Raw genomic sequence first — 13430 nt, 5'->3', positions numbered from 1 at the left:
ATATATAAAATTTACTTTTATTATCTTTTAAAATTATAAAAAGATAAAAAAATAACTTATTTTAGTTATTTTATATATAAAAAATATTTTTTATTGTAATTTAAAAGCTTATTATATAGGACTCTAAAGCTATTTATAGATTTCATATAATATAAATCTTAATTATTTTTAATAAAAAATATTTTTATATTATAATAAAAAAATAAAATATTTTTTAAAGAAATGGTTTTAAAAGATTTTTTAGATAAAATTCCAAAATGAATTTAGAAGAGAAATTAAAGCAACTACCAAATGAAGCCGGAGTTTATCAATATTTTGATGAAAAAGGTAAGCTTTTATATATAGGAAAAGCAAAAGTATTAAAAAACAGAGTAAAGTCTTATTTTAAATTTACTCCAAAGCTATTGCCTGCTGATAAATTAAGTCCACGTATATATAAAATGATTACAGAAGTAAAATCTTTAGAATGGATAGTTGTACCAAACGAACACGATGCACTTATTCTAGAAAATTCTCTTATTAAGCAATTAAAACCAAAATATAATATATTACTTCGTGATGATAAAACCTATCCATATATTTATATAAACTTAAATGAAGACTTTCCACGACTTGAAATTACAAGAAGAGTATTAAAAGAAAAAAATATTAAATATTTTGGTCCCTACTCTACTGGAGCTAGAGATATGTTAGATTCTATTTATGAAATTGTTCCTTTAGTTCAAAAAAAATCTTGTATAAAAGGGAAAGAAGCCTGTCTTTTTTATCAAATAAAAAAATGTTTTGCTCCTTGTGAAGGAAAAATTTCAAAAGAGGATTATTCAAAACTAGTTGATGATGCTTTAAATTATATTTATAATAAGAATAAACTTATCTCAAAACTAACTAAAAAAATGGAAGAATATAGTAGTGAATTTAGATTTGAAGAAGCTATGAAATTAAGAGATAGAATAAAAACTATTGAAAAATCTCAGATACAAACAGGTATGGATTTAGCTACAAATGAAAACATTGATCTATTTGCAATAAAAATTATTGGTACTAAAGCGGTACTTGTAAGAATGTTCTTTAGGGATGGAAAATTAGCTTCTAGTAATCATAACTATATTAAACCAAACAAAGAAGATATTACAATTGATATTCAAGAAGCTTATGAAAGAGCCATTGTTAATTACTATGATAATGAGATTCCAGTATTACCTGATGAGATTATAATAACTACGCAATTAGAAGAAAAAGATGAAATAGAAAATTTTATAAAAGAGAAATTTTCTAAAAAAATACCAATAATTACACCACAAAGAGGTAAGAAAAAAGAGATTTTAAATGTTGCTTTAAATAATTGTGATGAGCTACTTAGACTATCTTCAGTAAAAGATACTACCTCAGTTTATGCACAACTAAAACAACTATTTAATTTAGAAAAAGTCCCTAATAGATTTGAGTGTTTTGATAACTCACATATGATGGGACAAGCAACTGTAGGAGCGATGGTAACTTGGGAAGAAAAGTTTGAAAAAGGTGATTTTAGACACTATAATCTAGAAGCAAAAGATGAATATGCCCAAATGAGAGAAACACTAATAAGAAGAGTAGATAGTTTTGAAAAAAATCCAGCTCCTGATATGTGGGTAATAGATGGAGGAGAAACTTTACTTAAACTTGCAATTGATATAAGAAATTCATGTGGTGTAAACCTTGATATTGTAGCTATAGCAAAAGAGAAACTTGACTTTAAAGCCCACAGAGCAAAAGGTAGTGCAAAAGATATAATCTTTTTTGAAAATAATGGAGTTATTGAAAAATTAGATTTACTTCCTAGTGATAAAAGATTACAATTTATACAAAGATTAAGAGATGAAGCACATAGATTTGCTATATCATTTCATAAGAAACAAAAAAGAAAAGAAGACACACAAATCTCTTTATTACAGATAAAAGGTATAGGTGAGGCAAAGATGAAAAAACTTCTTTTATATTTTGGAACATTTGAAAATATAAAAAATTCTTCTATTGAAGAATTAAAAGATGTTCTAAACGAAAAAGATGCTATGCTTATAACAAATTATTTTAAAACTCTTGAAGGTTAAAACCTTGGCAAAAATCATTTTAAATAAATCAAACTACTTTCATAATCTAAAGGTTGCTGAAGAAAAATTAGGTTCAAAAGATAAAATTGCAGTTGTATTAAAAGATAATGCATATGGTCATGGACTAATAGAAATTTCTACAATGGCAAAAGAATATGGTATAACAAAAGCTGTAGTAAGAACTATCGAAGAAGCAGAAAAGATTGAGACATTTTTTGAGCAAATCTTAATCTTAGCTGACACTGCTATTCACACTTATTCACATACTTTTCACATAGCTGTAAATAGTCTTGAAGATATAGAAAGGTTACCCAAAAACACGAATGTTCACATAAAAGTGGATACAGGAATGCATAGAAATGGAATTTCACTTGAAAACCTAGAAGAGGCTATTCATGGGATTTTGAGAAAAAAACTTAATTTAACTGGAGTTTTCACACACTTTAGAAGTGCAGATGAATTATCATGTGAATTCTTTTGGCAGAGGTCAGTTTTTATACAGGCAAAAAAACTTGTAAAGAGCTTATGTGAAAAACTTTTTTTAACTATTCCTAAGTTTCATTGTGCTAACTCGTCAGCTTTATTTAGGTTTAAGAATTATGAGGAAGATTTTGCTAGATTAGGAATAGCACAATATGGTTATTTAGAATCAAATCCCATCTTTGAAAATCCAAAATTAAAACCAGTAATGTCACTTTGGGGAGAAAAAATTGTAACAAGAGAATTAAAGAAAAATCAAAAAGTTGGATATGGTGGAAAATATTTGGCAAAAGAAGATATGAAAGTTTCAACATATAAAGTTGGATATGGGGATGGGTTTTTAAGACTGAATGGAGAAGATACATATTTTACACCCAAAGGTTATCAAATTTTAGGAAAAGTTTCTATGGATAATTTATCTATCAATTGTGAAGATGAAGAAGTATGTATTTTTGATGATGTTACAGCTTTAGCTAAAATCCACGATACAATAACTTATGAAATTACTACAACTTTAAATCCAAATATCCCAAAAGAGATTCGATAATGAAGATTATATTTTCTTTTCTTTTTTTACTTAGCTATGTCTATTCATATACATTTGAGCAAGCAAAAGAGTTTGAAGAAAATAATGGCACTCTAAAATCAATCTCTTTATATAAGAAACTAATAGAAGAAAACAATACTAATGCAATGCTTCATTTGGCAAAAATATATATACAAGGTAAAGAGATTCAAAAAAATATTAATGAAGCAAAAAATCTTTTAGAAAAAGCAAGTGAATTAAATCACAATGAATCCTCTTATCTTTTAGGAAAACTATATTTATCTAAAAAAACACATTTTTATAATCTAGCAAAAGCTTATAATAGTTTTGTAAAAGCTGCTAATAATGGATATGCTCCTGCTCAAAATATGGTTGGACAATTTTTAGTAAATGGAATTGCTGTTGACAAAGACTATAAATTGGCTGTAAAACTATTTGAAAAAGCTTCAAAGCAAGACTTTATTGATGCACAATGTAACCTTGCTTTTATGTATGCCAGTGGAAAAGGTGTATTTCCAAACTTTGGTCGAGCTCATCAATTTGCTAAAAAAGGTAAAATACAAGGCAATAAAAGATGTATAAAAGTTTGGAATGATTTTAACCTTGAAAAATATCCAGAAGACAAAGGTTGGAAGTTTAAATTTTATACTAAGCCTGAAAACTAAAAATATTTAAAAAAAACTACATTTTCTTTATATTAATTCTTATATTTTTTACTATAATATACTTTACAATTATTATATAATTGAAATCTTTTGGGAATAAAAATGAAAGAAAAAAAAATTGTTGGAAGAAGAGAAATAATCTCTATTTTAGATTTAAATCTAATTGATTTAGATGCAAAAGTTGACACTGGGGCAGATTCTAATGCTTTACATTGTGATGATATTGTTATAAATGAAGATACTGTAGAGTTTACTCTTTTAGATGAAGTTCATCCCTCTTATCATGGGAAAAGGATGAAGTTACCAATATATAAAATAAAAAAAGTTAAAAGCTCAAACGGGCAAGTACAATTAAGACCTTCTATAAAAGTTAGTGTTGAATTTATGGGTAAACATTATAAAAGTGTAATTTCACTAACAAATAGAGCTGATATGAAATTTCCAATGCTTATAGGAAGGCGTTTTTTAAAAGATAGATTTTTAGTTGATGTTGCACAAGAATATATAAGTAAAAATAAAAAGGAACTGTAAATGAGAGTATATATTTTATCGAGAAATTCATCGTTATATTCAACAAGAAGACTTGTTGAAGCAGCAGAGCAAAGAGGTTGGGAAGTAAGAGTAATAGATTATTTAAAATGTAGTATTGAGATAATGAAAGGTGAATTAAAGATAAATTATTTGGGTAAGGAATTACCAAAACCTGATGCAATTATTCCTAGAATTGGTGCGAGTAGAACATTTTATGGTACTGCTATGGTTAGACACTTTGAGATGATGGATGTATTTTCTGTAACAGGAAGTTTAGCTATAAAAAGAAGTAGAGATAAACTAAGAAGTTTACAAATATTATCAAAAAATGGTGTAGATATGCCAAAAACTGTATTTGCTTCAAACAAATCTAGTGCAAAAGATGTTATCGCTTTAAGTGGAGGAACACCATTAGTTTTAAAAATACTTGAAGGTACTCAAGGGGTAGGAGTTGTACTTGTTGAAACACTAAAAGCAGCAAAATCAGTACTTGATGCTTTTTATGGAATGGATGTAAACTTATTAGTTCAAGAATTTATTGAAGAAGCAGGTGGTGCAGATATTAGAGCTTTTATAGTTGATGGCGAAGTAGTTGGAGCTATGAAAAGACAAGGTGCAGAGGGAGACTTTAGATCAAACCTACATCAAGGTGGAAGTGCAACTGCACACAAATTAACTAGAAAAGAAAAAAGTACAGCTCTTGCTGCTGCAAAAGCAATGGGACTTGGTGTTTGTGGAGTTGATATGATACCATCAAAAAGGGGACCACTTGTTATGGAAGTAAACTCATCTCCTGGATTAGAAGGTATTGAAAAATCAACAAATATTGATATTGCTGGTAAAATCATGGATTTTATTGAAAAAAATGCTTCACATATTGGTGGAGATGAAGAAAAACCAAAAAGAAGAAGAATAAAAAAAGATAATATTGGAGCTTAAAACTTGGATAAAAGTAACGATAAATTTATATTATCAGGGAAAGAGATAGAAAAAGGGACTATAACTACCTTAAATATTGAACTTCCTAAACTATATCAAACTCCAGCGACTCTTCCTATAAAAATTATTAGAGGAAAGAGAAATGGACCTACTGTATTTATAAGTGCAGCCATACATGGTGATGAATTAAATGGTGTAGAGATTATTAGAAGATTTAAAAAATTAAATATTCTAAAAAGAGTAAAAGGTACAATTATTCTTATCCCCATTGTTAATATATATGGAGTGATGACATTATCAAGATATATGCCAGATAGAAGAGACTTAAATAGATCTTTTCCTGGTACAAAAAAAGGTTCTCTTGCAAGTCGTGTTGCAAAAACTTTTTTTGATGAAATTGTTACAAAGTGCGATTTGGGAATAGATTTACATACAGCTTCAATTCATAAATCCAACCTTCCTCAAATAAGAGCCAATATAAATGATGAATTTACTTTTAAACTGGCAAAAGCCTTTGAAGCACCAGTGATTTTACATTCTGAATTAAGAGATGGTTCTTTAAGGGAAGCAGCACAAGAAAACAATATACCTGTTCTTCTTTATGAAGCAGGAGAAGCACTAAGATTTGATGAAACTTCTATTAGAATTGGAGTAAAAGGTATTGTAAATGTTTTAAGAGAGTTAGAAATGATTCCTAAAACACCAATAAAAAGGAAAAGACTTCCTATAATTACAAAAAGTAGTCAATGGATTAGAGCAACAGAGAGTGGAATTTTAAGAACTATTAAAAGACTTGGTGAAACAGTACACGAAGATGAGATAATTGCCTATATTGATGATACATTAGATGATGAAAGTTTTGAAATAAAAGCTCAATTTGATGGAGTTATAATAGGAAAATCTGAAATTCCTCTTGTACAAGAAGGTGATGCAATTTTTCATATTGCAAAATTTAAAAATCTTGAAACAGCTGAAAATAAAATTGAATATTTTAATGAAAATGCTATTGAAAATAGTGAGTTTATAGAATTAAATAAAGAAGAGATTATCGAATAATCTCCTCTTTTTATAATAAAACTATTGTAGCTAAACCTAAGAAACTAAAAAATCCAACTACATCTGTTACCGTTGTTAATATTACTGTTGAACCAATTGCTGGGTCAATATCAAATTTTTCTAAAAGTATAGGTATTACTGCACCAAAAAAACCTGCACTCAAAAGATTTATTACCATAGATAAAGCAATTACAAATCCTAAAAGAGGTATTTTAAACCAAAAGAATGCGATAAAACCTATAATAAAAGCAAAAATAAACCCATTTGCCAAAGATATTAAAACCTCTTTACTTATAGTTTTTTTAGCATCTTCATAACTAATCTCACCTAATGCCATTTGTCTTACTGTTACTGTTAATGTTTGTGTCCCTGCATTTCCACCCATAGAAGCAACAATTGGCATCAACACAGCAAGTGCAACCAAAGATTGAATAGTTGCATCAAATAAACCTATTACTACAGAAGCCAAAATAGCAGTAATTAAATTTATTCCTAACCATATTGCTCTTTTTCTACCAATTAAATATATACTCTCTTCATGTTCGGCATCATCATTAACTCCGGCCAAAGAGTACAATTGTTTAGTATCTTGCTCTTGAATAATATCATGAATATCATCATGAGTAATTCTTCCTAATAATTTTCCATTATCATCTACAATTGCCAATGCACTTAAGTTATAATGTGTAAACATCTCAACAACTTCACTTATATCACTTTTATGACTTGAAGAATAGTTTGTAATTTTATCTTCTGATATTTCACTAAACTTTTGTTCTTTTTCATAAAGAATTAATTCTTCTAAACCTATTCCGCCTATTAGCTTTCCATTTCTATCAACTAAAAATACATGAAATATATTATCTAATAAATCATCCTCTTTTAATTTTTTTAATCTTTTTACAGCTGTTCCAATATCTTCATCTAAAGTCGCACTAAATAACTCACTTTGCATGTAAGATCCAGCCTCATGATCTTCATATGAATTTAATCTCTCAATTATCTCTTTATCTTCATTATCAAGTTTTGATAGAATTGTTTGTGCTAACTCTTCATCTTTTTGTGAAATATTATAAATAAGCTCAGAAGCATCATCACTATCCATTTTAGATGTAATATTTGCAATTTTTTTATCACTTATTACCTCAGTTATCTCCTCTTGAATATAACTAGGCATTTCACAAAGCATCTCTGCAAAAAGTTCACTAGGGATTTTTTTACAAATAAACTCATACTCTTTTTCATCTAAATCCCTTAATTTTTCTAGCTCTTTTGCTAAATCATAAGGGTGTACTTCAGAATTACCTGCTTTATAATCTTCAATAGCAGCTAACAATAAATCTTTTGTTTCTATAACCTTTAAGTCATCCATATTAAATCCATTTAAATTTTTTCAATAAATAATACTGTACTATACCAATTACTAATAAAAACAATGTAAAAATCATAAAAGAATCTTTATTTTCTGCTCCAGGGACTCCACCTACATTTATACCTAAAAGCCCAGTTAAGAATCCAAGTGGTAAAAATATTGCAGAAAGAATAGATAAAAGATACATTCTTTGATTCATCTGTTCAGTAACTTTGTTTGTTAGTTCATCTTGAACTAAAGCAACTTTGTCATTAATAGAATCTAACTCTTCTACATATCTAATTAATTGGTCATTTATCTCTCTTAGTTGAATTTTATCATAATCACTTATCCATGAAATTTTACTATGATATAAAGTATATATAGCTTCTCTTTGAGGTGACAAATATCTTCTTAAAGCTATAGCTTCTCTTCTAATAGTTGAGATTTTTGTTCTTAGTTCTAAACTATTTGACTCAATAACTAATTCTTCAATCTCTGATGCACTATCTTGAATATTATCAATTGTTCCTTCCATTCTACATGTTAACCTATCTGCAATAGCTACTAAAAATTCTGAACTATTTATAGGTCCTTTATTATGATTTAAACTAGTAATAATATCTTTTACAGATAATAAATCTCTTTTTTTTGTACTTATAATTACATTTTCACTTATAAATAATCTAATAGAAATCATATCTTCAGGATCAGAATTAGGATTTAAATTTACTCCCCTTAATGCGATTAAAATATTATCATCTAAGATTGTTGTTCTAGGTCTTGTTTCATCTGTTAATAATGCTTCAACAGCAATAGGATCAATTCCGCTATATTCTCCTATCCACTCTATTGCTTCAGAACTTGAATAATCAAAATGTACCCACAATAAGCCATCTTTATTATCATAGCTTTTTAATTGTTCATATGAAATCTCTTTTGCTGAACCATTTTTATCAAGCACCAAGGCATGAGATAAACCATTTTGACTCATTTTTTTTCCTTATAAAAATTCAACTCTATTCTTTCCAAGTTGTTTTGCTTTGTACAAGGCAGCATCTGCTCTTTCTATCAAAGTATCGATTGTATCTTTTTCATTTACTGTAGATACTCCAAAACTTGCTGTTTTTTGTCCAATCTCTATAAATCTATAGTTTTCCAATGCAACTCTTGCTTTTTGGGCTAAAACTTGAGCACCTTTTTCATCTGTATAAGGACAAATAATAATAAACTCTTCTCCACCCCATCTACAAAAACTATCCACATCTCTTATTGTTTTATTTATAACATTAGTAAACTCAATTAGTACTCTATCTCCTTGACTATGACCATAAAAATCATTTACAGATTTAAAATCATCTAAATCCGCAAAAATTATACTAAATGGTTCTCTAAATCTTCTCCATACAGTAAACTGATAATCAATTATCCCATTAAATTTACGTCTGTTATGAATACCTAATAAAGAATCAGTTAAAGATAACTCTTCTACAAGTTTTTTATCTGTAATATCAAATCTGACTGATTGATATCCCATAACTTCTCCAAAAGCGTCATAAATTGGTTCAATTTTTACATTTACCCAATAAAAATCTCCATTTTTTTTCCTATTTTTAATCTCCCCAGACCAAACTTCACCTCTTTTTATGGTTTTCCATAAATCTTCATATATAGATGATGGCATTTCTGAATGTCTTACAATATTATGAGATTTTCCTATTAACTCTTTTTTACTGTATCCGCTAATTTTACAAAAAGCATCACTGGCATAAACAATTATCCCTTTTAAGTTTGTTATTGAGATTAAAACATATTTATCTACTGTTTCAACATAAGTATCTAATCTATTTTTTTGTTTTATAATTTTCATCATACTAAGAATATTTGTATTGAACTCTTCTTTATCAATAGGAATAGAAATAAAATCTTTTACACCACTTTTATAAAATTTACCTCTTATCTCTTTTAGCTCCAATAAATCATTTTTATTTTGTGCACCTGAAAATATAATACTGTCTTTGAAATTTATATCTTGCTTTATCTCTCTACAAAGCTCTATTCCACTTCCACCTTTTATACTCTCATCTATATATATGATTTTTAGATTACTCTCTCTACTTATTATACTTTTCGCTTCTTTTATTGAAGTTGCAAGTAAAGGTTCAAATAATAAAGAGTTGAAAATTTGTACAAGTGATTCTAATTTATCAGCTTTTTTATTGTCATAACAAATAAGCACTTTTCTACCATTAAAATACTCTAAGCCTTGTAATAAATCAGCAAGATAATATTTACCGGCATAGTTATTATTTATCACATAATCAATAATTGGGTATTTTAATAATTCTTCATATTTAGTAGAAGTAAGTTCTTCAACAGTGGCTATAGTTGGAATTTTCTTTTCTAAAATATATTCAACAATTTTTTTACCATTGTCATCAATTTTTTCAAAATCTACAATTGCTGCAAAAAAAGTTTCACTTTCTAATTGCTCTAATACTTGCTCCAAAGATAAAGCCAAAATAAATTGAAATCTTCTATCTTTTATTATCTCTTGGAGAAAAGCTACTAATTTTATGTCATTGTCTGATACTAGGATTTTATGTGTCAACACTGCGCCTTTAAGAGGGATATAATATTTATCTATTATATCCAAAAAAAAGATAAAGAATTAAACAACTAAAGCATCATGCCATTGAACAATTGATAGTCTATACCCTTCTTTTACTTTTAAAACTTCATGGGTAAAATATGGATTACTTAGGAAAAGTACCATATCTCCAGCTTCAGGCTTAAATTTAATTTGATTGCCATTTTTGTCATATAAATAATTAAATACTAATTCTCCCCCACTAAAAGTATTAAAAGAGGAAGATTCATCATAAGAAGTTGAAAAAAGAACACTTGTTAGTTTTCTATTTGGCACAACACATTTAAATCCAATAAGTTTATCATTATCCATAATCATATTGGAATCATCACTATGTGCAACATAAAAAGAATCTTTTTTATACTCTAAAACTTGTATTTTTGTACTTGTTGTAAGTGCAATATTAAAATACTGCTCTATTTTCGATTGATGAAGCTTAAACATTTTATCATAAAGAGTTCTATACTTTTTATCTAATTTATAAATCTTTGTTTTTCTAATTTTTTTATCAATATGATTTTCATAATTTTCAGATTTAACTTTTGCATCAATTGCATCATTATCTTTTATTTTTGAATTAACAATCTCATCACAAATTTCTTTTGAAAAAAAATCTTTAATCACCAAAAATGGGTAATCATGATAAGGGTTAGGAAGTAGTTTTGTTTCTATTTCGAGTGAGTTTAAAAAACTATCACAATAAACGTAATTGCTTATTTGTTCAAGCTGTTTTGGGTTCATAGGTACCTTCTAAAAAAATTTAAGAAGGAAATTATAAACCAAAATCAAAGAAATAATCTAAAAAAAATCTTAAATTTCTTTTAGATTAGAGAAAGTACTATATTATAGGGGAGTATAAAAAGATTTTATTTTTTACTTATATCTTTTAAAAGATATTTTATAGATGTCTTTTCTAAAAAATCCACAAATTTTGAAAAATATTCATTAACAAGATTCTCATCCACCCCATTTAATGAAATCACTACCATTCTTTTTTCATCTAACATTTTAGGTAAAGAAGATAATTCAACTTCACTTGGAACAGTTTTCATAATATCTATTAAATCGTTTTCTCCACAATAAGCTGTTAGAGATTTTCTGTATTTTTGTAAACTGTTTTTTTCATAATGCTTATCTAAAGCTTCAACAACCATAGCTTGACTCATTGAAGGAAATCCAGGAGTAAAAAAGAATCTATCTTCTAAGTAGAATCCTGGAACATTATTTACTACATTTTTTAAAAGTTTTGCATTTATTGGAAGATATGCCATATTTACTCTGTGAGGATAAGCTTCTTCACCAAATTGATTTATTATAAGTTTTTTAGATTCTTCGTGAAATTCCATTTTACCAGCAGTAAAAACTTTTGCTGCAACTTCTCTTGTATAATCATCAGGAGTTGCACCAATACCACCATAAGAAAACATCACAGAGTTTTCATCTTCTTTAATAAGTTTATAGATATTTTCCATCAATCTAGTATCATCTTCAATTACAAAAGAAGCTTTATGGACCCAACCTCTTTTTAATAACTGTTCATTTAAAAATGCAAAATGTGCATCTTTTCTTCGTCCATTTAATAGTTCAGTTCCTATAATTACAGAGTAAAAATTAACTTCTTTATTCATTATATTTTCGATTGTATAAATTGATCCATTTCAGAAACAATTTGGGCAATTGTTCTCTCACCATCTACTTTTTTCAAAATACCTTTACTTGAATAAAAATCTTGAATATCTTTTAAAGGTTCAGTGTAAACATTCATTCTATTATTAAACACCTCAACATTATCATCAGCTCCTCTAGCACGTCCTAAAACTCTATTTCTTGCTACATCCTCTGATACTACAACTTCAATAGTATTTATTAATTCAACTTCTGATTCTGTTTCTAAATATTTGTTTAGTTCTGTCATTTGCTCTACACTTCTTGGATATCCATCAATTATAACAATATCAGTTGGAGCATTTTTAATAGCACTTAAAATAGTTTCAATTGCAATATCAATGGGAACTAAATTTCCTTTTGATACACAAGATTCAATTACTGCACCTCTTTGTGAACCGCTAGCAATTTCAGCTCTGAACATATCACCTGTAGAATAATGTGTTATTTTTTGATGTTTTTCTGCGATTAGTTCTGCATCTGTGGTTTTACCAGAACCAGGGGCTCCAATAATTAAAAAAAGTTTCTTCATTTGTTGTGTCCTTATAAATGTACCTTTAGTGTGTCTTAAAAAAAGAATGTAATCTTATCCAAAAAAATCTATGACTTATATAAGGTAATTAATTTTCAGCTTTATACTGATCAATAAAATCTTCAAGTAGATAATCAACAATAGATTCATAAATATCATTTTCTAAATCTTCAGCTTCAAAACTATCATCTTTTTTATATGTTATGGCAAGAATTTCAAGTGATTTATCCCTTAAACTCAAAACATCTTCTGATATCATAATAGAGGTTTGTACAAAATTTATATCTTTTATTTTATCTATTTTTATTTTTACAAGAAAATTTATATATTTATCAGTATTAGTTTTTATTCCTAAATTTTCTAGTTTTGTTTTTATATTATTTTCAAGTTTTTCTTCAAGTTTTTTGGAAATATTTTCTTTTTTATTCAAAATTTTTATATTTAACTCTTTTAAATTCTCTAAACTATATGGTGTAATAGCAAAAGAATAAACTGCAAAAATAAAAAATAAAATTAGTTTACTCATTTCCCATTTGCCTCTTTTAAAATATAATAAAACTCTTTTTTGTTTTTATATCCTAGAACCTTTGAGATAATTTCTTCTTTATCCTTACTAATAAAATATGTTGTAGGAAACAAGTTTGCTTTAAATTTACTAGGATAATTATTTGAAGCTTCATCAACAATCAAAGGGACAAAATCTCTTTTTACAAGGGAATCTATATTTTGTTTTTTTAAAGTTTGTTTCTCCATTTTTCTACACCAAGGGCAAGATTTTTGAACAACAAACATCATAATATTTTTATTTTCTTTTTTTGCTTTTATTAAGGCTTTTGAATATGAAGTTTCATATCCCAAATCTGTTGAGACAGCATATAAACTAGAAAATAAAACTAATATAACTAATAAAAACTTTTTCATATC

Annotated in this window: 14 protein-coding genes; 6 read left to right on the top strand and 8 right to left on the bottom strand. The window is 27.3% G+C overall.

The genetic code is table 11. From position 1 onward, the window contains the following. Positions 1-257 precede the first annotated feature (257 nt). The 6 genes from uvrC (at position 258) to ACKU3H_RS08490 (ending at position 6308) form a co-directional block, all read left to right on the top strand. A complete protein-coding gene (gene uvrC / locus ACKU3H_RS08515; RefSeq protein ID WP_320033421.1) occupies positions 258-2090 on the top strand; it encodes an excinuclease ABC subunit UvrC in 1833 nt (610 codons plus the stop codon). A 4-nt stretch (positions 2091-2094) separates the two neighbouring features. Then, entirely contained in the window at positions 2095-3117 is a 1023-nt protein-coding gene (locus ACKU3H_RS08510) for an alanine racemase (protein ID WP_320033420.1), read from the top strand. Further along, the gene (locus ACKU3H_RS08505) at positions 3117-3782 is read left to right on the top strand and encodes a tetratricopeptide repeat protein (RefSeq protein ID WP_320033419.1); all 666 of its coding nucleotides are present in this window, start codon (positions 3117-3119) and stop codon (positions 3780-3782) included. The genes ACKU3H_RS08510 and ACKU3H_RS08505 overlap by 1 nt, the downstream gene beginning before the upstream one ends. 102 nt (positions 3783-3884) lie before the next feature. Beyond that, entirely contained in the window at positions 3885-4313 is a 429-nt protein-coding gene (locus ACKU3H_RS08500; protein WP_320033418.1) for a RimK/LysX family protein, read from the top strand. After that, a complete protein-coding gene (gene rimK / locus ACKU3H_RS08495) occupies positions 4314-5252 on the top strand; it encodes a 30S ribosomal protein S6--L-glutamate ligase (RefSeq protein WP_320033417.1) in 939 nt (312 codons plus the stop codon). A 3-nt stretch (positions 5253-5255) separates the two neighbouring features. After that, positions 5256-6308 carry a succinylglutamate desuccinylase/aspartoacylase family protein gene (locus tag ACKU3H_RS08490; protein ID WP_320033416.1) on the top strand — a complete coding sequence of 351 codons (1053 nt, stop codon included), beginning with the start codon at positions 5256-5258 and terminating at the stop codon, positions 6306-6308. 10 nt (positions 6309-6318) lie between these two features. On the opposite strand, the gene mgtE is transcribed toward ACKU3H_RS08490, so the two are convergent. The 8 genes from mgtE to ACKU3H_RS08450 form a co-directional block, all read right to left on the bottom strand. Next, the gene (mgtE, locus tag ACKU3H_RS08485) at positions 6319-7680 is read right to left on the bottom strand and encodes a magnesium transporter (protein ID WP_320033415.1); all 1362 of its coding nucleotides are present in this window, start codon (positions 7678-7680) and stop codon (positions 6319-6321) included. Position 7681: 1 nt separating this feature from the next. Continuing rightward, positions 7682-8653, bottom strand: a complete 972-nt coding sequence (locus ACKU3H_RS08480; protein WP_320033414.1) for a zinc transporter ZntB — start codon at positions 8651-8653, stop codon at positions 7682-7684. A 9-nt stretch (positions 8654-8662) separates the two neighbouring features. Further along, the gene (locus ACKU3H_RS08475) at positions 8663-10270 is read right to left on the bottom strand and encodes a diguanylate cyclase (protein ID WP_320033413.1); all 1608 of its coding nucleotides are present in this window, start codon (positions 10268-10270) and stop codon (positions 8663-8665) included. A gap of 60 nt (positions 10271-10330) precedes the next feature. Then, positions 10331-11050 (bottom strand): 2OG-Fe(II) oxygenase, encoded by a 720-nt coding sequence (locus ACKU3H_RS08470; RefSeq protein ID WP_320033412.1) that lies wholly within the window; start codon positions 11048-11050, stop codon positions 10331-10333. A gap of 125 nt (positions 11051-11175) precedes the next feature. After that, on the bottom strand, positions 11176-11940 hold the full coding sequence (locus ACKU3H_RS08465) for a molybdopterin-binding protein (protein WP_320036472.1): 765 nt from the start codon (positions 11938-11940) through the stop codon (positions 11176-11178). Next, complete coding sequence (locus ACKU3H_RS08460; RefSeq protein ID WP_320033411.1) at positions 11937-12506, bottom strand: adenylate kinase; 570 nt, start codon at positions 12504-12506, stop codon at positions 11937-11939. Before ACKU3H_RS08460 ends, ACKU3H_RS08465 begins: the two co-directional genes overlap by 4 nt. An 88-nt stretch (positions 12507-12594) precedes the next feature. After that, positions 12595-13032: a hypothetical protein gene (locus tag ACKU3H_RS08455; RefSeq protein WP_320033410.1), complete on the bottom strand. Its 438-nt coding sequence runs from the start codon at positions 13030-13032 to the stop codon at positions 12595-12597. After that, complete coding sequence (locus tag ACKU3H_RS08450) at positions 13029-13427, bottom strand: thioredoxin family protein (protein WP_320033409.1); 399 nt, start codon at positions 13425-13427, stop codon at positions 13029-13031. Before ACKU3H_RS08450 ends, ACKU3H_RS08455 begins: the two co-directional genes overlap by 4 nt. Positions 13428-13430: the final 3 nt, after the last annotated feature.

Origin of the sequence: Halarcobacter sp. (assembly GCF_963675975.1) — a bacterium.
GTDB lineage: Bacteria > Campylobacterota > Campylobacteria > Campylobacterales > Arcobacteraceae > Halarcobacter.
Note: the sequence above shows the minus strand (reverse complement) of the source record. Positions and strands in the feature narration are given on the sequence as shown.